General features: G+C 58.7%; 25 protein-coding genes and 1 other RNA gene. 23 read left to right on the forward strand and 3 right to left on the reverse strand.

Translation table 11 applies throughout. From position 1 onward, the window contains the following. Window positions 1-18: 18 nt before the first annotated feature. From DD236_RS04370 to DD236_RS04440, 15 genes are all read left to right on the forward strand, one after another. Window positions 19-1,263: a TadA family conjugal transfer-associated ATPase gene (locus DD236_RS04370; protein ID WP_109093114.1), complete on the forward strand. Its 1,245-nt coding sequence runs from the start codon at window positions 19-21 to the stop codon at window positions 1,261-1,263. Window positions 1,264-1,304: 41 nt separating this feature from the next. Continuing rightward, a complete protein-coding gene (locus tag DD236_RS04375) occupies window positions 1,305-2,087 on the forward strand; it encodes a type II secretion system F family protein (RefSeq protein ID WP_207785676.1) in 783 nt (260 codons plus the stop codon). After that, entirely contained in the window at window positions 2,084-2,947 is an 864-nt protein-coding gene (locus DD236_RS04380) for a type II secretion system F family protein (RefSeq protein ID WP_109093116.1), read from the forward strand. The genes DD236_RS04375 and DD236_RS04380 overlap by 4 nt, the downstream gene beginning before the upstream one ends. A gap of 14 nt (window positions 2,948-2,961) precedes the next feature. Beyond that, the gene (locus DD236_RS04385; RefSeq protein ID WP_109093117.1) at window positions 2,962-3,156 is read left to right on the forward strand and encodes a hypothetical protein; all 195 of its coding nucleotides are present in this window, start codon (window positions 2,962-2,964) and stop codon (window positions 3,154-3,156) included. A gap of 71 nt (window positions 3,157-3,227) precedes the next feature. Further along, window positions 3,228-3,560 carry a TadE/TadG family type IV pilus assembly protein gene (locus tag DD236_RS04390; RefSeq protein WP_279322650.1) on the forward strand — a complete coding sequence of 111 codons (333 nt, stop codon included), beginning with the start codon at window positions 3,228-3,230 and terminating at the stop codon, window positions 3,558-3,560. After that, window positions 3,544-3,996 carry a TadE family protein gene (locus tag DD236_RS04395; protein ID WP_109093119.1) on the forward strand — a complete coding sequence of 151 codons (453 nt, stop codon included), beginning with the start codon at window positions 3,544-3,546 and terminating at the stop codon, window positions 3,994-3,996. The genes DD236_RS04390 and DD236_RS04395 overlap by 17 nt, the downstream gene beginning before the upstream one ends. Window position 3,997: 1 nt before the next feature. Next, window positions 3,998-4,399 (forward strand): Tad domain-containing protein, encoded by a 402-nt coding sequence (locus DD236_RS04400; RefSeq protein ID WP_109093120.1) that lies wholly within the window; start codon window positions 3,998-4,000, stop codon window positions 4,397-4,399. A 23-nt stretch (window positions 4,400-4,422) separates the two neighbouring features. Continuing rightward, window positions 4,423-5,559 carry a peptide chain release factor 2 gene (gene prfB, locus DD236_RS04405; RefSeq protein ID WP_109093121.1) on the forward strand — a complete coding sequence of 379 codons (1,137 nt, stop codon included), beginning with the start codon at window positions 4,423-4,425 and terminating at the stop codon, window positions 5,557-5,559. A gap of 128 nt (window positions 5,560-5,687) precedes the next feature. Further along, entirely contained in the window at window positions 5,688-6,380 is a 693-nt protein-coding gene (ftsE, locus tag DD236_RS04410) for a cell division ATP-binding protein FtsE (protein ID WP_109093122.1), read from the forward strand. Beyond that, the gene (gene ftsX / locus DD236_RS04415; protein ID WP_109093123.1) at window positions 6,380-7,294 is read left to right on the forward strand and encodes a permease-like cell division protein FtsX; all 915 of its coding nucleotides are present in this window, start codon (window positions 6,380-6,382) and stop codon (window positions 7,292-7,294) included. The genes ftsE and ftsX overlap by 1 nt, the downstream gene beginning before the upstream one ends. A gap of 16 nt (window positions 7,295-7,310) precedes the next feature. Continuing rightward, a complete protein-coding gene (locus DD236_RS04420; RefSeq protein WP_243409905.1) occupies window positions 7,311-8,675 on the forward strand; it encodes a murein hydrolase activator EnvC family protein in 1,365 nt (454 codons plus the stop codon). 96 nt (window positions 8,676-8,771) lie between these two features. Beyond that, a complete protein-coding gene (gene smpB / locus DD236_RS04425; RefSeq protein WP_109093124.1) occupies window positions 8,772-9,296 on the forward strand; it encodes an SsrA-binding protein SmpB in 525 nt (174 codons plus the stop codon). Between the two features lie 219 nt (window positions 9,297-9,515). After that, window positions 9,516-9,885: a transfer-messenger RNA gene (ssrA, locus tag DD236_RS04430) on the forward strand. Between the two features lie 217 nt (window positions 9,886-10,102). Then, on the forward strand, window positions 10,103-10,360 hold the full coding sequence (locus DD236_RS04435; RefSeq protein ID WP_109093125.1) for a type II toxin-antitoxin system Phd/YefM family antitoxin: 258 nt from the start codon (window positions 10,103-10,105) through the stop codon (window positions 10,358-10,360). After that, a complete protein-coding gene (locus DD236_RS04440; RefSeq protein ID WP_109093126.1) occupies window positions 10,357-10,743 on the forward strand; it encodes a type II toxin-antitoxin system VapC family toxin in 387 nt (128 codons plus the stop codon). Before DD236_RS04435 ends, DD236_RS04440 begins: the two co-directional genes overlap by 4 nt. A gap of 347 nt (window positions 10,744-11,090) precedes the next feature. On the opposite strand, the gene DD236_RS04445 is transcribed toward DD236_RS04440, so the two are convergent. Continuing rightward, complete coding sequence (locus DD236_RS04445) at window positions 11,091-12,386, reverse strand: ABC transporter substrate-binding protein (RefSeq protein WP_109093127.1); 1,296 nt, start codon at window positions 12,384-12,386, stop codon at window positions 11,091-11,093. After that, on the reverse strand, window positions 12,386-13,771 hold the full coding sequence (gene fucP / locus DD236_RS04450; RefSeq protein WP_109093128.1) for an L-fucose:H+ symporter permease: 1,386 nt from the start codon (window positions 13,769-13,771) through the stop codon (window positions 12,386-12,388). The genes DD236_RS04445 and fucP overlap by 1 nt, the downstream gene beginning before the upstream one ends. 195 nt (window positions 13,772-13,966) lie before the next feature. On the opposite strand from fucP, the gene DD236_RS04455 reads away from it, so the two are divergent. Next, window positions 13,967-15,097, forward strand: a complete 1,131-nt coding sequence (locus DD236_RS04455; RefSeq protein WP_133246053.1) for a sialidase family protein — start codon at window positions 13,967-13,969, stop codon at window positions 15,095-15,097. Window positions 15,098-15,101: 4 nt separating this feature from the next. Here DD236_RS04455 and DD236_RS04460 read toward each other — a convergent pair whose 3' ends face one another. Continuing rightward, entirely contained in the window at window positions 15,102-15,404 is a 303-nt protein-coding gene (locus DD236_RS04460) for a DUF2249 domain-containing protein (RefSeq protein WP_109093130.1), read from the reverse strand. A 255-nt stretch (window positions 15,405-15,659) separates the two neighbouring features. Here DD236_RS04460 and DD236_RS04465 point away from each other — a divergent pair, with 255 nt between their 5' ends. The 7 genes from DD236_RS04465 to DD236_RS04495 all read left to right on the forward strand — a co-directional run bounded on the left by DD236_RS04465 (window position 15,660) and on the right by DD236_RS04495 (window position 22,147). After that, complete coding sequence (locus tag DD236_RS04465; protein WP_109093131.1) at window positions 15,660-16,004, forward strand: hypothetical protein; 345 nt, start codon at window positions 15,660-15,662, stop codon at window positions 16,002-16,004. Then, complete coding sequence (locus DD236_RS04470) at window positions 16,004-17,356, forward strand: tripartite tricarboxylate transporter permease (protein WP_109093132.1); 1,353 nt, start codon at window positions 16,004-16,006, stop codon at window positions 17,354-17,356. The genes DD236_RS04465 and DD236_RS04470 overlap by 1 nt, the downstream gene beginning before the upstream one ends. A gap of 11 nt (window positions 17,357-17,367) precedes the next feature. Further along, window positions 17,368-18,324 carry a mevalonate kinase gene (mvk, locus tag DD236_RS04475; RefSeq protein WP_109093133.1) on the forward strand — a complete coding sequence of 319 codons (957 nt, stop codon included), beginning with the start codon at window positions 17,368-17,370 and terminating at the stop codon, window positions 18,322-18,324. After that, window positions 18,321-19,313 (forward strand): diphosphomevalonate decarboxylase, encoded by a 993-nt coding sequence (gene mvaD / locus DD236_RS04480; protein ID WP_207785677.1) that lies wholly within the window; start codon window positions 18,321-18,323, stop codon window positions 19,311-19,313. Before mvk ends, mvaD begins: the two co-directional genes overlap by 4 nt. Continuing rightward, a complete protein-coding gene (locus DD236_RS04485; RefSeq protein WP_109093135.1) occupies window positions 19,310-20,413 on the forward strand; it encodes a phosphomevalonate kinase in 1,104 nt (367 codons plus the stop codon). The genes mvaD and DD236_RS04485 overlap by 4 nt, the downstream gene beginning before the upstream one ends. Then, complete coding sequence (fni, locus tag DD236_RS04490) at window positions 20,410-21,498, forward strand: type 2 isopentenyl-diphosphate Delta-isomerase (RefSeq protein WP_109093136.1); 1,089 nt, start codon at window positions 20,410-20,412, stop codon at window positions 21,496-21,498. The genes DD236_RS04485 and fni overlap by 4 nt, the downstream gene beginning before the upstream one ends. 193 nt (window positions 21,499-21,691) lie before the next feature. Further along, entirely contained in the window at window positions 21,692-22,147 is a 456-nt protein-coding gene (locus tag DD236_RS04495) for a hypothetical protein (protein ID WP_109093137.1), read from the forward strand. Window positions 22,148-22,190 lie beyond the last annotated feature (43 nt).

Here is a 22,190-nt window from a genome sequence, read left to right on the forward strand (position 1 = left end):
TGAGGGAAGGACATTCCGATGGCGGTACAGTCTCAAGCGCGTGAGAGCATCGAAAGCGTTGTGCGGCATCTGGTGCGCCAACGAGGAATTGACCCTCAAACCGATGCAGCTGCGCTTGAGAGCCTGATTGGGCAGGCGATTACGGAATATGAGGGCCAGTCGGTCGCGGGCCGGGCCGAACCGATCACCGCAGTGGAACCGCTCAAACACAAACTTCGTGACGCGATCGGCGGGTATGGCCCTCTTCAACCGTTGCTGGATGATCCAACGGTTGAAGAAATCTGGGTGGATGAGCCGGCCAAGGTATTCGTCTCGCGGGCGGGACGAAGCGAGCTCACCACCATCGTTCTCAGCGACGCCCAGATCCGGGACCTCGTGGAGAAGATGCTCAGGTCCTCTGGCCGTCGGCTCGATCTGTCTCATCCGTTTGTCGATGCTGCGTTGGCTGGAGGGGAGCGCCTGCACGTGGTTATCCCTGACATTACGCGCAAGCACTGGGCAGTCAACATTCGCAAGTATGTGCTGCGGGCCCGCACGCTCGCCGAGCTGGTGGGTGCCGGTATGATGCCACCTCAGGCTGCCACGTTCCTTGAGGCCGCCACCCGCGTAGGGTTGAACATCCTCGTCTCGGGAGCAACGCAGGCGGGCAAGACTACTCTGCTACGTGCCCTCCTAGGCGCAGTTCCTGCCACTGAACGTATCGTGAGCGCCGAGGAAGTCTTTGAGCTCAACCTTGAGCACCGCGATGTGGTAGCTATGCAGACGCGCCCTCCTAACATCGAGGGCCGCGGCGAAGTGACACTGCGCCGCCTAGTCCGCGAAGCCCTGCGAATGCGACCGGAGCGAATTATCATCGGTGAGGTACGCGCAGCTGAGGCGTTTGACATGCTGGTGGCACTTAACGCCGGGATCCCCGGCGCCTGCACCATCCACGCCAACACAGCCCGCGAGGCCGTGATGAAGCTGTGTTCCCTGCCGCTCTTGGCGGGCGAAAACGTCACCTCGCAATTTGTGGTTCCAACCGTTGCCAGCGCCATCGATCTGGTGGTGCACGTGGAGCGCGATCACCACGGCAAGCGCCGCGTCACCGAGATTGCTAGCGTCACCGGGAGGGTCGAGGCCTCGCGCGTGGAAGTTGCCTCCATCTTCTCCACTAGGTCTGGTGGCGAGCTCACCCGCTCGGGTGGCGATATTCCTCAGCGGGACCGGTTCGTCCGGGCCGGCATTGATGTCCAACAGCTTCTGGGTTCATCATGGGCCTGATCCTGGGAACGATGTGCGGCCTCGGGTTCGTTATGTGTCTGGTGGCTACAACGGGAGAGCCACGCGCGGCCGCGCCTCCATCGTGGGCGCGCCGTCTCAACTCCCGCCGCTCAGAATTCGGTCTCGCATTGCTCGCAGGCGCACTCGGAGGTGCACTTGCATACCTCCTTCTTCGCAACGGTTGGCTGGCGGCATGCGTGGCATTAACCAGTGCCTGCCTGCCTAACGTGGTGCAACAGTCCCGAAGGCGTAAGTTGCGAGCTGAGCGAGCCGCCGCGTGGCCAGATGCGCTCGACGATATGGTCTCCGCACTGCGCGCAGGCCTTGGAATCTCCGAGGCACTGAGTTCGCTCGGTAGCCGCGGCCCGCTCGCCCTACGCCCGGCATTCGCCGGATTCGCGGTCCAGATGCAGGCCACGGGGAGTTTAGACGCCAGTTTGAACGGGCTCAAAGAGAGCTTGGCGGATCCGGTGGCGGACCGTGTTGCCGAGGCCATGCGGCTGGCAAGCGCGCTCGGCGGCTACGATCTGGCCAACGTGCTCCAAGCCCTCGCTCGTAACCTTCGAGCGGAAAACCGTGATCGGGGAGAGCTGCTAGCACGCCAATCTTGGTCCGTTAACGGCGCGCGAGTGGCGGCTGTTGCCCCATGGATTGTCCTTGTCCTGCTGGCATCTCGCCCAGGAACCATTGAAGCATTCGCCACGCCCACGGGCACGGCGATCCTCGTGGGAGGCTTCCTACTTACTCTCCTTGCTTACGCCCTCATGGTGCGCCTTGGAAGGCTCCCCGAGGAGCCGCGTGTATTCGTTGGGAGGGCTGAATGATCATCGGATTGCTTGCTGGATTCGGCGTGGTCCTTATCGTGACGGCGCTCGTTTCTCCGCGTCCAAGCTTGGAACAACGGGTTATGCCATACCGCCAGCACGGGTGGAAGCGCACGCACTTTCTCCCACTGACCCGGGTCCAAAAGCTTGCGGTGGCGGCCTTGGAGCGGGTGGGGTCAACGTCCGCGTCAGTCGAGCGGCGCATCGCCACGCTGGGCGCGGGCAACCTCCGCATTTTCCGTCTCACGCAGTTGCAGTGGGCGGGGGCGGGATTTGCGGTGGGCCTCCTCTGCGCCTTTGCGCTGCTCACGCGTTCGGGAAATCTCCTTCTCGCGGCACTACTCGCGTTCGGTGGCGGCCTCGCGGGCGCAATGGCGGCCGATTCTCAGCTCACCCGCCGAGCAAACAGGCATTCGCAGGCGCTCACCGCCCAGCTTCCAGACGCTGCCGAACTCATGGCGTTGGCCGTCTCGGCCGGCGAGCCCATGCGCTCAGCTCTAGAACGCATTAGCGTCATTGGCAGCGGTGAACTCGCGGAAGAGATCAATCGCATGCTCAGTGAGGTACGTGCCGGGGCCACTCTGGAGGACGCACTGACGGCTATGGGAGCGCGATCGGGATCGGGCCAAGTTGCTCGCTTCTGCGATGCTCTGGTTACTGCGAGCCGTCGTGGTACACCGATTTCAGAGGTACTGGCTTCCCAAGTACAAGACGCCCGCGATCAGGCACGCCGCGAACTCCTAGAGATCGGTGGAAAGCGTGAAATCACCATGATGATCCCCGTGGTTTTCCTCATCCTGCCCATAACCGTGCTCTTCACGCTCTACCCGGGCCTGCGCGCCCTGACGTTCATGACCTAAGAAAGGACACCACCATGAAGATATCCACCCTCCTTCGGTCCCTCCTGAACCGGGCTGACCCACCGGGCGATTCCGAGCGTGGCGACGTCCCCGGTTGGGTTCTGGTCACCCTCATGACTGCCGGCCTCGTGATCGCCATCTGGGCCGTTGCGGGCCCTGCCCTCGTTGACGTGTTTAACACGGCAATTAGCAGAATTACCAGTATCTGAGTACCCCGTTGTTGGAGAATTGGCGACGACGACGAAGCCGCCTCCCTCGCAACGAACTCGGCCAAGCGCTGGTGGGTTTTGTCATGGTGTTGCCGTTGGTTCTGCTGGTGATGCTGGCGCTGTTGGGATTGGCCATGAGTCTGCACGCCCGCATGATCCTCCTCGATAGCGCTGCGGAGGGTGCTCGTGCGGGTTCCCTCGCGGGCGCCGGCACACAGCTGGCGGAGGAGCGCACCCGGGAGCTCATCGTGGGAGCCCTTCCGTCCGAATACGCCGATGATGTGCGAGCAACCGAGGTGGAGACGGGCGGCGCGGCTGTAATCCGTGTGGAGGTCGCTGCGCCACTACCCATGGTCGGGTGGGCAGGCACGATTGAGGTGGCGGCCGATGCCCCGATCGAATAGCACTGAGCCAAGCAACGCCAAGTCGAATGGTGTCGCGAAAGGCGAGGAAGGTAACGCCATCGTCGAGTTCGTTGGTGTCATGGGGATACTGGTGGTGCCGGCGGTCATTGCACTTGTTGTGGCCTCCGCGCTGCTCCTTGGCCAATCGGCGCTCACGGCTGCGGCGCGTGATTCTGCCAGGGCGTTTGCTCGGTCCGACACCGTGGCTGAGGCGTGGGTTCGGGCGCAGAGCTTCGCGGATCAGGCACTCGAATCCCGTGGCATCGATTCGGGAGCTTTCCTCACCATCTCCTGCTCGGAAGATCCCTGCCTAAGCCCGGGCGCTACGGTGTCTGTCAGGGTGGAGGCAGATATCTCTGTGCCCTATCTTTCACCCATCCGGATGTCCCGTGAGGCGACGATGCCCGTGGACGAATTCCGAGCAATCAGGGACTGAAATGAAAGGCGAACGGGGAAACATGCTCATTCTGGGCATCGGGATTTGGGCGTTTGTGTGCGTGCTGCTTGCCGGCAGCGTCGCCTTATCTATCGTTGCCCTCGAACGGCGTGAACTCGTGGCACAGGCTGATTCGATAGCGCTCACGGTAGCGGATGATCTGAATGATGAACTCTATTACGCGGGCGCCCAGCACTACCTTCCTGACGGGCGTGACGTGGTGGTCACTGCCCAGAGGCTGACGTCCGGCGATACTCGGATTGGGGATCCGACAGGTGTGCGCAATGGAATGGTTGTGGTGACTCTCTCCCGAAGCGTCCCGTTGGCCTTTGTGCCCGAGGGTATGCCGTTCAAGAATGTCAGGATTGAATCCACCAGCTACGCGATCCTGCGTGAACGGTAGAACCTATGCGGTAATCTAGGCCTGTGGCCACTGAATACCGAGCAGAAATCGACGCCCTACGGAAAACATTCCATCAGATTTGGATGGTAACTGATCCCGAAGGTCTCAAGGCAACAATTGCGCGCTTAACAGAGCAATCATCGGCACCCGATCTATGGGATGATCCCGACAAGGCGCAGGAGGTTACCTCGGAGCTCTCCCATGTTCAGTCCGAACTAGATCGCGTTCTCGCTCTTGAGGGACGCTTAGATGATCTGGAAGCGATGTTGGAAATGGCGGAAGAGGAATCTGAAGCCGATCCCGAGCTCGCTGGCGAACTCTATGCCGATCTGGACAAGGACATGGAACGGACCTCACGAGATCTAGACGATCTCCAGATTCGCACGCTGCTTTCAGGTAAGTATGACGAACGCGATGCCGTTATGACCATACGGTCCGGGGCGGGTGGCGTGGACGCCGCGGACTTCGCCCAGATGCTCCAGCGCATGTATGTGCGCTGGGCCGAGCGTCAGGGTTATTCCACAAAAGTGCTCAACACCTCCTACGCGGAAGAAGCCGGTATCAAGTCCACAACGCTGGAGATTCACGCGCCATACGCATACGGAACCTTGTCAGTGGAGGCCGGAACGCATCGCCTAGTCCGGATCTCCCCATTCGATAACCAGGGCCGCCGCCAAACATCGTTTGCAGCGGTAGAGGTTATCCCTCTCATCGAGAAGACTGATCACATCGATGTACCGGAAGCCGATATACGCGTGGATGTGTATCGTTCGTCTGGACCCGGCGGCCAGTCTGTGAACACCACGGATTCCGCAGTCCGAATCACCCACATCCCCACGGGGCTCGTAGTGTCCATGCAGGATGAGAAGTCCCAGATTCAAAACCGTGCCGCCGCCATGCGAGTGCTCCAATCGCGCCTTCTGCTCATCAAACAGCAGGAGGAAGCGAAGGAGAAGAAAGAATTGGCGGGGGATATCAAGGCGTCGTGGGGCGATCAGATGCGTTCCTACGTGCTTCAGCCGTACCAGATGGTGAAGGATCTGCGAACTGGTTTCGAAGCGGGCAACCCGGACTCGGTGTTCGATGGTGAGATTGACGGCTTTATCGATGCCGGAATTCGCTGGCGCGCGACGGGCGAGAAGGCCAACTCCAACGATTAGTTAGTGGGCCATTCGGATCTCATTAGTCGAATAGATAACGTTTTGATCACGGCGCGCCGCGCTGAACCATATGGGTCAACCACGTATGCTCAGAGCGACCGTGCCCACGACGTTTGGCTATGAAACATATGATCCGATTCGACGATGTCACCAAGGTGTACCAGAAGGGTGCTCACCCCGCACTCGATCAAGTGAGCCTCGAGGTAGATCGGGGCGAGTTTGTGTTCTTGGTAGGGCCCTCCGGGTCCGGTAAGTCCACGATGCTTTCGCTCATCTTGGCGCAGGAGCGTCCCACATCCGGGCACGTCCACGTGCTCGGGAAAGATCTGTCCACTGTTTCGGCCCGTCGCGTGCCACTCATGCGCCGGAAGATCGGCGCGGTGTTCCAAGATTTCCGCTTGCTTTCAGATAAGAACGTATACGATAACGTCGCGTTAGCGCTTCAGGTTATTGGAGCCCCTCGCCATCAGATCAAGACCGAGGTGCCTGAGGTTCTCAAGATGGTGGGCCTAGACGGCAAGGAACGCCGCCAGATGACGGAGCTATCCGGTGGTGAACGCCAGCGTGTGGGCATTGCCCGCGCCATGGTAAACCGGCCGCAGATCCTTCTGGCGGACGAGCCCACGGGAAACCTTGACGGCGAAACCGGCCTGTCCATCATGAGGCTGCTCGATCGAATCAATCGCACGGGAACCACCGTTGTGATGGCTACTCACGATCAGTCGATCGTGAACCAGATGCGCAAGCGCGTGGTGGAGCTGAAGGAAGGGATTATCGTCCGCGATCAATCTCGTGGCGTATACGGAGGTGATCAGCGCTAATGCGTTTCCGGTTTATCCTTTCTCAGACGTTCAGGGGACTGTGGACCAATAAGGCCATGGCCGCCTCGGTCACGCTGGTGACGTTTGTTTCACTCCTTTTCATCGGGGCTGCATCGTTGCTACAGACTCAGGTCTCCAATCTCAAGGGTGATTGGTATGACAAGGTAGAAGTCTCAGTCTTCATGTGCCCGTCGAACTCAACGGCCCCGCAGTGCGCCAGCGGCGAGGCAACGGACGAACAGGTTGCCGATATTGAGGAATTCCTCGAAACAGATGAGATTTCCCAGTACATTGACACCGTCCATTTCGAAACCAAGGCTGAGGCGCTAGAGAACTTCAAGCAACAGATGGAAGGAACGGCATGGGTTGATTCCCTATCCGAGGATCAGATGGAATCCTCCTTCCGAATCAAGCTGTCCGATCCGGAGAAGTACCAGATCGTAGCGGAGTCCCTTGATGGGCGCCCCGGCGTTCTGGAGGCGAAGGATCAGCGAGCTCAGCTAGAGCCACTGTTCGATATGCTCAACCGCTTCACAATTATCGCTGGCGTGCTCGCTGGCGTGATGATTGTGACCGCCCTGATGCTCATGCCCACCACAATTCGACTTTCGGCCATGTCCCGCAGGGACGAAACCGAGATCATGCGCTACGTTGGCGCCTCGAATTTCTTCATTGAGCTTCCGTTCATCCTAGAGGGAATCATCGCCGCACTGACCGGTTCAATTCTGGCAGTAGGGGGCTTGTGGGTCACGGTGAAGTACTTCATCACCGATTGGCTCGGAACCTCGATGTCGTGGATGCAAATTATCAATACCGGAGACGTGTGGAGGCTTTCTCCGTTCCTCGTGCTGGGTGCCATGGTGGTTGCCGGTATTGCCTCTTGGATAACGCTGCGTCGTTACGCGAAGGTCTAATCAGAAGGGACTCGGAATGAACCGGAAGAAGCATCTGGGAGCTATCGCAGCGTTCGCGATAGCCCTGACGGGCTTCGCAGGAGTTGTGACGCCCGTTGGGCCCGCTGCATACGCCAGTGATCGCGATGATCTCGTGGAGAAGCAGAAGGAGCAAGAGAAGCAGATTGAGTCCACGAAGTCCTCTCTTGAGGGGGTAGACACCGATCTGCAGGCCGTCTATCTGGATTTGGAGGAAACCAAGTCCAAGGTTTCAGTTGCGCAGCAGAAGCTCAAGGATGCTGAGGATCAGCTGGCCGAAGCCGAACGTGATCAGCAGATTGTGGCCGGCCAGCTCGATGCAGCCCAAGGGGAACTCGATTCCATTAAGGAAGAAATCACACAGGGCGAGGCGAACATCGAGTCCAGCCAGAACAGCCTCGGTGAGATCGCTCGTGCTCAGTACCGCGGGGACACCATGCCGTCCACGATGGATCTACTGGTTGGGGCAAGCTCTTCCGAAGACTTCCTGAATTCTTATCAGGTATGGGAGGCACTATCCCGCACTCAGAGCACCAGCCTGACGGACGCGGAGGTAGCCACGGCTCAGAATTCGACGCGTGAATCGCGCCAGACTGACGTTGAGGAGCAGATCGCCGATCTCAAGGAGCAGGCGGATGCCCTAGTTGTTGAAAAGGAAGAGAAGCAGCAGGCTGCTGAGTCCAAGCATGAGGACCTTCTCGCAGTTCAGTCTGATTATGAGAAGAAGGAAGCCAAGCTTCAGAACAAGAAGGATGCCTTCCAGTCCAACCTTGAGAGCCTTGAGACTGACCGCAACGATACGGCGGCTCAGATCGCCCAGATCGACGCGGAGAACAAGAAGAAGAAGGAGCAGGCTAAGCTACAGCAGCAACAACAGCAGCAGCAGTCTCAATCAAAATCTTCTGGATCGTCCAACGCTGCTCCGGCAACTAACTCCGGCGGCAACTGGCTCATTCCAACGGTGCCAGCCCCGCTATACGTCACCTCTCCGTTCGGGATGCGTGAGTATCCGTTTGGTGGCTACTGGATGCATAACGGGGTAGACCTTCGCTCCTCCTGTGGCGAGGCCCAGGTGGCCCCCGCCGATGGTGTCATTGCAAAGACCGTTCCAGCACCCGGTAACTCCACCCACGGCAACCAGATCTTCATCAACCTTGGTGTGGTGGGAGGCTCCTCCTATGTGGCCGTGACGAACCATCTTTCCAGCTTCAATGTGTCCGCGGGCCAGTCCGTTAAGCAAGGGCAGGTAATCGGCTATACCGGGCAGACTGGTCAGGTGACCGGTTGCCACGTTCACTTCGAACTCTGGAAGGACGGGTCGGTTGTCAACCCGATGAGCTACCCGGCCTTCACGCAGCGGTAGTGGTGAGCTAGGCGAGGATACGTCGTCGTTGCCCTACTTTGAAACGAAGCGGAATCCGCGTAGAATCTTCAGTTCGTACGGATTGGAGGTGTACTGATGGCGAAGAAACCGGGCAAGCTGTCCGCGGCCGAGAAAGCCAAGGCGGAGGCGGATGCCAAGCAGGTCATTGCGCGCAACAAAAAAGCGCGTCATGACTACAACATCCTCGATACGTACGAGGCCGGGCTGGCGCTCACCGGGACCGAGGTGAAGGCGCTGCGCATGGGCCGCGCGTCGCTCATCGATGGCTGGGTGGAGATCGATCGTGACGACGAGGCGTGGATTCACGGGATCAATATCCCCGTCTACGCCATGGGTACGTGGACCAATCATGCTCCCACTCGCAAGCGGAAGCTGCTGCTGCATCGAGACGAGATCCGTAGGCTGGGCGATAAGGTCCAGGCCAAGGGCCACACGATCGTGCCGCTCGAGCTGTACTTCCTACGCGGGCGAGCCAAGGTTCTGATCGGGCTGGCTCAGGGCAAGCAGGAGTGGGACAAGCGCGAAACGTTGCGGCGGCGTGAGGCCGATCGTGAGGCGGAGCGCGCTATGTCCGCGGCTAGGAAGCGCGCACGCGGCTAGGGCGCGGCGCGAGAGTTCGGCTTGCCGGGAGAGTTGCTTGCCGTCGCGAGAGTTACGTTCGGAACCTAACTCTCGCGTCCTAACCGAACACTCATGCACGGTGTAGCTCGACGACTGCATGGCAATAGGTGGGAATAGATTCCGGGCCCTAGGTGTTGTAAGATATGTAGGCGCTTTAGTGCGCATGTTTCCGGATCAGCCGGGTTAACAACTGAATAAGGGGATGATCGGTTTCGACGGCGATTACTTGCCGAAGAGAAGCGGGTCGAGGATGCAGAGTCATCTCGTTAACGACTCTCTGCAAACCAATAGGTGCCAACTCAAAGCGCACCGATTTCGCCCTCGCTGCCTAAGCGAGCTTCGAAATCCGTCAGACTGAGGGTGCTTTCTCCTCAATAACTGGCGACGTTAAGAAAGCCACTGCTGAGCGGGTATGCCACGGGCGCGCTCGGGACTCTTACGCGGCTAGGTTCGTCAGCGGCTTGTTTGCGAGAACGCTGGAGCCAAAAACAACGGTCAGCAAACTACACCCGTAGAAGGCTTTGACTTTGATCGTCGGACGCGAGTTCAATTCTCGCCATCTCCACAAACTCAAACCCCTCTGACTGGGCGCCCGTCTGGTCAGAGGGGTTTGTTGTTGTGCAGTTGTTCTTGATGAGTGCGACGGTATTCGATTTCTAGCCTTCCTAGCGTGGGATAGCCCGGGGAATCGGCAACTCCAGCCCGGTAATACGAGAACGGCCGTGGGTAACGCTTATAAGGGAATGGCTCTTCAACATGTACATCTAGTTGGCTAGGATGTTGTTATGACGGTCTACAACGTTTACGAGGCACGTGATTCTCTATCGCATCTCATCAGTGAATCTGAGCGGGGTGGGGAAGTAGTGATTGCCCGCAGGGGTAGGCCAGTTGCACGTGTTGTACCGTACGAAGACTCCCAATCCGCAATGACAGGTTCGGATCTTGCTCAATGGTTGGCCGCACACCCCTTGCCGGATCGGCTTCGTTCTTCCGCGAACGAACTTGAGGCACGTATTCATGAGAACCGGGACTCGTGGGAATGATCTACTTAGACAGTTGCATTGTGATCTATGCCGTCGAAGCTGATGATAAAACGGGAGAAAAGGTCCGTGCGAAGCTCGCACAAACGGATGAAGTTATCGCAACAAGTCCACTTGTGCTTCATGAGTGTTTAGTGGGACCGCTGCGAGATACAGATTGGGAGCTTCGCGACCGTTACGTCGCTGTCTATTCGCAATTCAAACAACTGGACCTCGGCCTTGAAACATTCATGAGGGCCGCCGAATTACGGGCCGCTTCACAGATGAAAACGCCGGATTCGATACATGTGGCAGCTGCACAAATTGCAGGATGTACTGAATTTTGGACCAACGATCACCGTCTCATGAAATCCACGCGTGGTCTAGGAATCAACATATTGGAATGAGACACCGAGGTTTCGACAATTAACCCCTTCCACTGATTCTCGCTTCAGCTTTGGCTCTATGGTCGTGATGGTGCTTGGGGTCTGTCTGCCCACCTCGCTCTTCAAATCAGGCCACGCAACGATAAACGTGAGTAACAGATGGTCGCCCACCGCACAGAGTTCGACACGCGCCGCGTCAGCTCCACAATTTCAAGATCCCTCTGGCTGAACAATTCGCTTGGTCGGAGGGATTTTTGCTGTACGGAGTTGTCTTCATCGCTGATGCGAAAGGCGGGCCGAGAAACCCGGCCCGCCTACTCGACTAATCCAGCGTCAGAATCCCTCGCTGAGCTAGCTCACGGGGACGCTCACCCCGCTGGTCCGGGCCGGTCGCCCGTGACCCGATCTACCAGGATCTCTGCGAAGGAGGAAGCATCACGGCTGTTCACGAATGAATCCACCGCATCGAAGAATCCCTGCTGGAACGCTGGGGAGACTAGCTCTCCGTAGGAGATTGATTGCAGAATCGGTAGTTCGCGGAAGGCATCTACTGATTCGAGTTGCTCGTCGTCCAACTCTGATACGTCGGCGTCCAAGCGGACGGGTATGGAGCCTTTGACAACGGAGAAATCGCTTTGGACGGTGGGATCGAGTATTGCCTCTTGGAAGGCGGTAGCATTCGCTGAGTTCACCGTTCCCTTGGCTTGGACGAATGTGTCGATGACCGCTAGGAACGTGTCTGACGTTCCGGGAAAGGCCACGGCGATGATGTCCTCAGCATCGTCAGGGTACGCCGCGCGTAGCTCCGCGTATGCCGAATCGTTCATTTGCTCGAACGCGCAGTCTCCCTCAGCTAGCGAGGTGGCAGCCTGATCCCACGTCATGGACCAAGACTGTGGATCGACGGTGTCCACGATTGTCCCGAAATCGGCAAGGGCAGCCTGAACGTCATCTCCCGACCAGTTGAAGCGGTCGTTACTGATCCGATCCCAACCATCTTGGCCAACGTGCGCCAACAACACGGATTCGAATAGGCCGGCCACGGTGAACGAGTCTTTTCCACCAAGGCACATTGGGGTGGCCCCGGCGGCAGAGACCTTCTCGATATCAGCTAGGAACTCGTCCAGAGTCGTGTCGTCGGTAGGCAGGGTGATACCCAGCTCGTCCAAGACGGCCGTGTTTGCTAGCAAGACGTTTGCTCGGTGTGCACCTGTGGGGACACCGTACTGCTTGCCGTCCACACTCATAGAATCCACGACAGCGTCAGGGAGAGCGTCGGTGACCTCAGGCGTATATAGCGCGGACACGTCCGCGATTGACGCGGCACGCACCCACGCCTCTACATTTCCGCCAGAGAGTGTCTGCCAGACATCCGGCGGGTTGCCAGAGGCTAGGCGGGATGTCAAAACAACTTGGGCATTGGATCCGGATCCTCCAGCAACGCTGGAGTTGGTGACGTTGACTCCTTCGTGCTCAGCAGAGAAGCCGTCAAGCAGCACATCGAGTGCCGGCTGTTCGGAGGCAGATGTCCACCAAGACAAAACCTCCAGGGCATCCGTTTCTCCCCCCGACTGCTGGTCTGAGGAACACGATGTGAGGGCCATGGCTCCGGCGGCGCAGATTGCAACGCCTAGTGTCATCATTCGACGGTTGTGGGTTTTCATTATGACCTCCCAGCGGACGAAGAATTGGATGACGAATTTAGGCGTCTTGTCAACCGAACGTCGTAGATCGCGTAGGCGGTGACAACAGCAAAGCAAAGAGCTGGCACCACGAAGGATGTGGACGCGGACGTCATGTCCATGACGCGTCCTTGGACCATCGGCATGATTGCTCCGCCAACGATGGCCATAACTAGGCCGGCGGCGCCGAACTTTGTTGCCGATCCCAGCCCCTCAAGGGCAACTCCGTAGATTGTGGGAAACATGAGTGATAGGCAGAAGGACACGCACACGAGGGCGGCAACTCCCGCTGGTCCGGGAACTAGAACGGCGAACAGACAGATGGCAACCGCCAGCGTGCCAAGGACGGTCATCACCTTTGTAGCTTGGATGTGGCCGATCAGCCATGTCATGAAGAAGCGGGACACCAAGAAGATCAGCAGGCTGACCTGAAGCAACTGCGCTCCCAACTGAAGAGACCCGTCCATTGTCTGCTGGACGTACTGGAGGATGTAGGTCCAGCAGCACACCTGAGCCGAGAGATTGAAGAACTGCGAGACCACGCCGTAGCGGTAGCGCTTCGAGTTCCACAATCTGCGCATCTTTTGGCCTACAGTCTGCCCGTCATCTTCAGCCTTCTCGGCGGCCTGTACCATCGACTTCGGTGGTTTCTGGAAGGCGATAATCACAAGGATAAGCAGTAGCAAGACGCCCAGTGCTATGTATGGCCCCATGACCGCGCGCAGCTGGGTGGCACGAACCTCCCGGAGTGCCGCATCGTCCGCGCCCGCCAAGTTCACTGGAGCATCGAGCGTTGGCAAGATCATCGTTGAGGCAACAAGGACTCCGATGTTGGTTCCCACTGGGTTGAATGCCTGCGCTAGGTTGAGCCTGCGTGTCGCGGTCTTCTCTGGTCCCAAGGAAATGACGTAAGGGCTGGCGGATGTCTCCAAGATTGAGCATCCCGCGGCGATTGCGAACAGTGCCACGAGGAATGCGCCATAGGTCATGATGTTGGCGGCGGGGAAGAACAGGAACGCTCCCGCGGTGGCTAACGCCAGTCCGCTGATGAGCCCAGCCTTGTAACCCCACCGTTCGTTGATGAACGCAGCGGGCAATGCCAACAAGAAGTACGCACCGTAGTAGGCCATCTGTACTAAAGAGGCCTGGAACGCGTTCATGTCGAAGATCCGTTTAAACCCTGACACCATGGGAGTTGTCAGATCCGCAGCGATGCCCCACGCCGTAAAGCACCCGATGACAGCGATAAACATGAGCGCTGCACCAGGGTAGAGTATCGACTCTTTGGGTTTATTCACTGCTCGCTTCGCCGGCCCCGTCTCTGGGATGTCGGACTGCGGGTGGGCTGCAGCTGTGTCGCTCGCCATGGCGACCTCCTATTGTTTTAGGATCCCTCATCATTGTGGGACTCGTCGCTATAGTAGCCAGAGTGAGCGTTTCCGTCCACCAGAACGCCAACGTCACGTAAAAGGTTCCTTTCTAGGCATCTTCACGTGTGGCGCGGAGCGGCTAGCGTGGGCAAATAGAGATGAGAGGCTACCTAGCCTAAGTGGGGAGGATGCGTGAAGATCAAAGCACCCCGGACCGCAGCGGGTAAGTGGCTCTTGTGGACCACTGCCGTCGCGGCCGCTGCCTTGATTGCTTGGCAATGTTGGGGACCAGGTGTTCCCTCTTGGCGAGGAAAGACTCACGGAATCATGTCGGTGACGTTTTCGGCAAATGTGTCAAACGCGCTGGTTGCCGTACTTATCGCATACGTGGCGTTGCTTCCCGTCCTCCTTTCTATTTACTTCCGTCGCCTGCGTAAGGAAAGGGGACAGCCAATCGGAAATGCGGCAACGATGATCAATGTTGCAGTTGTTATTCTTTGCGAGATCGGCGTCGCTTTCTTGTCTCTCCTTGCCGTATTTCTTACTTTTCAGGATTGTCGCGTGGTAACCGTTGAAGGCACCAAATATTACGAATGCAACGCCGGGTTTCTGGACCCGTTGTACACCTATCACGAATACAAGGGGCCCTTCCTGATGGGCAGAGCTGGCATTGAGGCTGGTGAGCAACGATGGACAGATGACTCCGAGAATTCAGATCCTTGGTTGTTGCAAAGCATGATGGGTGGACTGTTGTGGATTTTGCCGCAGGAACCAGAGCAGGTGCCGAGCATCGACGTGGTTCCGCCTGAGGCCAGCACTGAAACCTCCGATCCACAACCCTCCTACCCGGCCCCAGAACTTGATGAATTGGTGATCGATTCTGAGGAAGTTGGTGGCTTCACGTTCGGGATTGCGCAGGTGGATACCGCCATGGCAGGCAACGGTGCATTCGTTGCTGTTGCCAGCAGCGATCACGGCAATACGTGGGAAGAACGCGGCGCCATTGCCGATAGCGTTTCGTTCTACTCGTATTCAGCGGTTGACGCCGATATCCACGTTGTTGGCTTCGGATCCTCCTCGTCCGATACTCCGCCGCCCGCCATGATCACGACGGACGGCGGCTGGACGTGGAGCGAGCTTGTGCTCCCGTTCCACGAGGGTACCGATGCCACGGCACAATTTGTGGAATCGGCCAGACTAGTTGATGGTGGCCTTGTTGTAACTGCCAACTATCCATCGTGGCTTGCTGGACGTGGGAACGGACGTAGTTTTATTTCATACGACGATGGCGTGACCTGGAAGGCCTTCGCTGAGCAGCGCTGATCTGCTATTCCGCCGTGGCCCGGGACTTGAACAGCCGAACTCCAACGCCGTCGCCGGCGCGGTCCACGTAGCCGACCTCAATCGCATCGCCGTAACGATCGGCGATCTGCGCCAGCAGCGGCTTGGGATCGTGAGGGGCAATCAGCACGAATCCAGAACCCACCTTCAAGCTGGATAGCGCGCCGAAGACTGCACCGTGGCGGATGGCGTGGGGAACCGGGCGTACATCGAACTCCATGTCGAATGTTTCCGAACACCCGCAGTCGTGTTGTCCGGTGGTATCGGTTAGAGGGATCTCATGGATCATGGGTACTCCTGTATTTAGCACGGTTTATTACGTGTTTAATCTAGTTGCGCGATTCATGTGATTGCAAGGTTGGGGCCGGTCCGTCGTCGTCGTTAAAACGAAACTTCCGGGGAAGTAGGCGAAGGTGCCGAAAATTCTGTGGGACCTTCGTCCAACGCCATGATTCCGGACACTGTGAGTCACGGCCTTTTCGCGCCTATCGGCGACCGGGCTATACTGTGACAGTCCATTTCCGAACCAGAACTGACGGTGACTATGCCAAAATCTGATCTTTCCGGTGCGAGTTCTCCCCAAAAGGGGGAAGAATACATCGAGGTTTGGAACGATTTGGTATCGCCGCGTGACTTGACGTGGTCCCTCGTATCTTGCGGTGGCTGCGTTGCTATCGCCTTGGGACTCGCGACCCTGCTTTCTTCAAGCCTGTTTATGTGGGGGCTCGGAGGAGCCGTACTTGGCTTCATTATCAGCGCGGTAGTGTTCAAACCGAAGCGTGTGGTTGAGATCGTCGAGGCGGAGGATCTGGCGGCAGGCCCGGCGGCCCCGGCGATCCAGTCCGATCAGGAGTTCGCCGGAAGCGGCACTCAGGGGGAGGCCCGGTAATGGACATGACGCTGCTTCTCCAGATTCCTATCGCGGCCATCGCCGCGATTTTGCTGTACACCTTTATCGGTTTTATCCCGGGCACGGATGAGACGAGCGTTCTGGTTCCGGTGACCCTCGCGTTGGTGCTGGCGGGGGTTGCTCCCGTGGTGGTGCTCGCCTTCTTTATCGCCGCAATCGTCACGTTGAATCTCACCAACGCCATCCCGACCGCGCTAGTTGGACTTCCAGGTGGAGTGCTTTCCACGCCTATGATGGAGCACTCGCTCTACCTCAAGGACAAGGGAAGGGCGGCGGAGACCATCAAGAAGATGGCCGCAGGAAGCGGAATCGGCACCATCGTGGCGATCCCGGTGAGCTTAGCCATTGCTGCCGCCATCGCGCAGTACGCGGAAACGCTGCGCGAATACGGCACTCTACTCTTTGTATTTGGGGCGATTGTGCTGGCCCTCCTAGGTGGAAACCGGCTGCTCTCGTTGCTCGCGATCATCCCGATGTCTCTGCTGTTCCAGGGGCTTATCTCGCTGTACCGCGATCAGGGTGTCATCCCAGAAGACGGCAGTATTACCGTGTCCTTCTTCCTCGGTATCACGATCGGCCCCATGCTGGTCTCGATCCTCCAGCTTCTCAATCGCAAGACGCGCGAAACGCTGCCGCGCCGTACCCCGGCAACCCTCAATATCTCCCGCGAGGAAATGAAGGGCCAATCCCTCAGCCCTAAGAACATCTTGACCAAGGCCGAGGCCGCATGGACTGCGCTCATGTCCTTCGTGACGCCGTTCCTCTTCTTCTTGAGCCCGGTTGGCTTGACGTTCCTGCTGGGCAAGGCATCGGAGGGGCGCCGCGGGAGTCATGTAGACAAGGCCAACCGGTCAATAACGGCGATGAACGGAATTGCCCACTCCGCTTACCTGTCCGGCACGATTATCCCGCTGCTCGCGATCGGTATCCCGCTTTCACCTGTGGCGATTGGGCCGGCGCAGGCGCTCTTCAACGCGCCGCCAGTGCTCTCCCTTGAGAACAACCTGCATCACATGCTCAGCACTCCGGAGTTCATCGCGGCTGTTGTGATCGGTGCGCTCTTGGCGCTCGCGGTCACCTATTACATCGCAGTGCGCTACTCCTACCAGATCACGTACTTCGTCATGCGATATATCCCTCACGAGGCAGTCCTTGGGCTGTTCGTAGGGTTTATCCTTCTGCTCGCCTACTTGGATGCTGGGGTGGCAAATATCTTCGGCGTGCTCTTGGTTGGCGTGGCTTGTGGCACCTTCAATAAGCTAGGCGTGGGTTACGGGGTACAGTTTATGACGCTATATGCATCGCCCTGGATCGTTATGAACCTGCTATAGGAAAGGCTTTCGTGATTCCACACGTCGGAACCGGCCAGACCGTGGCCAAGATTATCCTCCTCGGAGAGCACTCCGTGGTGTACGGCTATCCTGCCATTGCACTGCCTATGCACTCGCTCAAGATGACTGCTCGCGTGGAGCCCGTACGTGGTGGCCACGATGAGGGCACGCTTACGGGGCTTGGATGGTCCGGGCCGATCAGTAAGGCCCCCGCGCATTTCGCGAGTATCTTGAGGGCGCGCGAGGTTGCGGCGGAGTTTGTTGGCGATCCGGATGGCCTGTTGAGCATCACCACCGAATCGGAGTTCCCTGCCCAGCGCGGGCTGGGTTCCTCCGCGGCGGCGGCTGGCGCGGTTATTCGCGCGGTATTGAACGCCTATGATGCGAAGGCTACCGCGCACGAGATTTTCACCCTGACGCAAGAGGCGGAGACGATTGCGCACGGCCAGCCCTCTGGTCTTGATGCCGTGACTACCTCGGCAACCTCGCCAGTCCATTTCCAAGCTGGGCGCACCACTGATTTGGGTCTTCCGCTGGATGCCTGGATCGTCATCGCCGATTCCGGGATCCACGGCAGCACGCGGGAGACCGTTGGGCACGTGCGCTCGTTGTATGAGAATTCGTTCCGCGAAACTCAGGAATCCCTGTCGCGTCTTGGAAAGATTGCCGAGGGGGCGGTGGATAACCTTCGCAGCAGCGATATTAGCCAGCTTGGTATCAAGATGACGGAATCGCACGGGATCCTAGCGGATTTGGGTGTGAGCACTGTGCAGCTTGATGAACTCGTGTACGCCGCATTGGATGCTGGCGCGCTTGGCGGCAAGCTCACGGGCGGTGGCGGGGGTGGTTGCGTGATCGCGTTGGCCCACAGCTACGAGGATGCACAGAGGATCAGCGACGCCATGCGCGAGGCCGGGGCGCGAGCCACATGGACCCACGCGCCGCTCCTCAACGAGGTGGTTGCGTGAAGGCAACGGCCACCGCGCACGCCAACATCGCGCTCATCAAGTACTGGGGTAAGGCCAATGAAGATCTTATTATCCCGATTACTTCGAGCCTCTCCTTAACTTTGGATGATTTATTTACGACGACGACGGTTGATTTCTCCTCTCTCGAACCTACTGCGGCTGATCAGGCAACTCTGGATGGCGCGACGGTTAGCGGACGCCCACTTGAACGCATCTGTGGCCTGCTGGATCTGGTCCGGGAGCGTGCGGGGATCGATCAGCCTGCGAAGGTGACGTCGGAGAACATGGTGCCTACGGCTGCCGGGCTGGCTAGCTCGGCTTCGGGTTTTGCTGCGCTCACTGGTGCGGCGGCTGTTGCGGCGGGGCTTGAGCTGAGCGATCGGGAGCTGTCCCGACTGGCAAGGCGGGGTTCCGGATCGGCGTCGCGCTCGATTTTCGGGGGTTTGGCGATTTGGCACGCGGGGGACAGCGACGAAACGTCATTCGCGGACCCCGTGGTAGATCACGGCTTCGCTCAGGAGATTTCCCTTGTGGTGCTAGTGCTGAATTCTGGCCCGAAGGCGGTTTCAAGCCGAGACGGCATGCGGCGCACGGTTGATACATCTCCTCTTTATGAGTCGTGGGTGGCAGAGCATGCAGGGCACCTTCGTGAGGCGCTCGCTGCAGTAGCGGATCGTGATCTTCCGCGTTTAGGTGAGGCGGCCGAGGCCAACGCCTTGGGCATGCACGCGGCGATGCGTGCGGCCAACCCGCCGATCAATTACATGAACGATGCCAGCTGTGCGGCGCTTCAAGCCGTGAAGGATGCCCGGGCGGCGGGATTTCCCGCGTGGGCCACGATGGACGCTGGGCCCAACGTCAAGGTGCTCACCAGTACCAAGCGCGCGGCGGAGCTGGAGGCCTGGTTGCAGTCCCGGCTGAAGGATTCGGTACCCGGGATGGATACGGTGGTTGCTCACGCCGGACCAGGATTGACGGTGACACGATGAGCGAGCCGTGGGCGATCGAGGTTCGGGCGCCGGGCAAGCTCTATGTGGCCGGCGAATACGCCGTTGTGGAAACGGGTTTTCCCGCGGTACTCGTGGCTGTTGATCGCTACGTCACCGTTCAGGTGAAGAGTTCAGACGATACCGGGCACATCACCTCAGATCTGAACGCCGGAAGCTGGTTGGAGTGGTACCGGCGCGATACCGATATGGTCATCGAACCGGATGAGGCTCCTTTCAGCTTTGTATTAGCCGCCATGCGCATTGTGGAAGAAGCCGCACGCGAGCTTGGTGAGAGTTTGCGGATCTTCGATCTCAACATTACGAGCGAGCTGGATGATGATTCCGGCCGCAAGTTCGGGCTCGGCTCGTCGGCCGCGGTGACCGTGGCAACCATCCGCGCCCTCTGCGAGCTTTACGATTTGGATCTCTCTCGGCTGGAGCAGCTCAAGCTGGCGCTCCTCGCCAGCATCGAGGTCCAGCGCTCGGGATCCGGGGGAGACGTTGCAGCCTCCATGTTCGGAGGCTGGATCGCCTACACCGCTTTCGATAGGGCATGGGCGCGGGAGCAGCGGGCTGCAGGGCATTCTGTTGTGGAGCTGCTCAAGACCGAATGGCCAGGTCTATCGGTCAACCGTGTGGCGCCGCCTGCCGATCTCAGGTTGCTCGTGGGATGGACGGCCTCCCCGGCCTCCACCTCGCGCCTTGTTGGCGGTGTGCAGTCCCGCAAAACTCAGGGCGGGATGGACTATCCCCAGTTCCTCGCTGAGAGCGCCCGCTGCGTGACGTCCCTCGTCTCGGGCCTCAATGACGGAGATAATGAGGCAGTGTTCGCCGCGATTCGGCGGAATCGGGAGTTGCTGCGCCAGCTTGGCGAACGCACCGGCATCACGATCGAGACCCCAAAGCTGCGTCACCTCATCGAGACCGCAGAGGAACACGGTGGGGCGGCCAAAACATCTGGCGCCGGAGGTGGGGATTGCGGCATCGTTCTGATTAGCAACGATGCGGATATCGATGGCTTGCTCGCCTCATGGGAGCGGGCAGATATTCGAGTACTGAACCTTTACGTTCACCAGCCGGAAGGAGGGGTGGAGCAATGAGTGGGCGCGATTCCGCACGCAAAGATGACCACGTCCGGATCTCCGAGGAGCTCCGCAACGTGCAGCATAACGGGTTCGACGATATCCGATTCATGCACCAATCCTTCAACGAACTCTCACGCGAGAGCGTTGATATCAGCACGTCCGTGACCGGAAGCCCCTGGCAGGTGCCGTTCTACATCAACGCGATGACGGGCGGCAGCGAGATGACCGGGCGCATCAACGCGGACCTTGCGAAGGCTGCGGCAACGGCCGGTGTGGCGATGGCCAGCGGTTCGGTGAGCGTGGCGCTGAAAGACCCAAGCCTCGCTCCTTCCTTCGAGGTGATCCGGGAGAACGCTCCCGAGGCATTCATTTTCGCCAATGTCGGTCCCACAGTGACTGCCGAAAATGCACGCCGGGCCGTTCAGCTGCTTGATGCTAATGCGCTGCAAGTCCACGTCAATCCTGCCCAAGAGCTGGTTATGCCCGAGGGTGATCATGACTTCCGCGGATGGCTTGATCGCATCGAGGAGATTGTCGCAGAGGTACCTGTTCCCGTTGTGGTCAAAGAAGTAGGATTCGGACTCTCCTCCAAGTCCATCGCGCAGGTGAGGGCCCATGGAGTACACACAGTGGACGTGAGCGGACGCGGTGGCACGGATTTCGCGGCAATTGAGAAGCGGCGGCGCGGCGATCGCGCCTACAGCTATCTCGCGGGCTGGGGGCAAAGCACTGTTGAATGTCTGCTCGAGACCCTCGGTGATTTCCCGGTCCAGCCAGCCAATCCCCGGCACCACGTTGAGATTCTGGCCTCCGGGGGAGTACGTAGCCCCTTTGATGTAGTGCGGGCCCTGGCTATGGGTGCCCGGGCCGTGGGCGTGTCAGGGCATTTTCTTCACCTGCTCATCGAAGAGGGCATCGAGGCCCTCATCAGCGAACTGACCTCGTGGACCGAAGAAGTCCGCACGCTGATGACGCTGCTGGGTACTCCGAACGTGCCCGCGCTGCTCCAGACGGATCTTCTGGTCTCGGGCAAGACAGCGGAATTTGCGAACCTTCGGGGGATCGATTTGCCGGAGTTGGCGCGCCGCAGCGAGCTCTAGCCTTGCGCACCCAACGCACGGAGATTTGACGCAATCTCGGGCAACGACGACGAAGCCCCACCCTCGCACCAACTGGCCGAGGTTGGTGCGTACGTGAGGAAACGTCGTCGGCAAAAAATCTTTAATCGGAGTTGTTCCGTATGGGAGAGATAGCGTCTTCTGGTGGGAGGTGCCTGCGTATAAGCTCATCAGCATGGCATTGGATAAGCAGAAGGTCTTGTTGGACGCGCCCGCAGCGCTTAATTACGATGATCAGCCGTGGACGGTAACCGTCGCGGGTGATTCGATCATCGCGAGTTGGAAATGGATGGATGCACGGTTCTTTGGGCCGGAATCCGTCACTGATGAGGAGCGGAACTACACGTTCGTAGCAACCTTGAAGAACAACGGTAAGTGGAAGGAAACAGGAAGCTCATCGGAGAAATCATCCAACGTTTCTCTGAACGGCGGGACTCTGAGCTTTGGTTCGAGCAGCTCAAGTTTCAAAGGTAAGTCATCGGAAATATCGGTTTCTTTCGGGTTTGGCCAGAACAAAGATGAGGGCAACGTTGGCATGGTGAAATCCACGCTGGACACCGAACTCATCAAGAATGCTGTGCGCGGCTACCTCGAGTACTGTGGCTGGAAGAAGGCTGGATTGTTCGGGTAGGGATTCTTCGTCGGAAGAACCCACACGGAGAATTGATGCAAGA

Source organism: Ancrocorticia populi (assembly GCF_003123745.1).
GTDB classification, from domain to species: Bacteria; Actinomycetota; Actinomycetes; order Actinomycetales; family Actinomycetaceae; genus Ancrocorticia; species Ancrocorticia populi.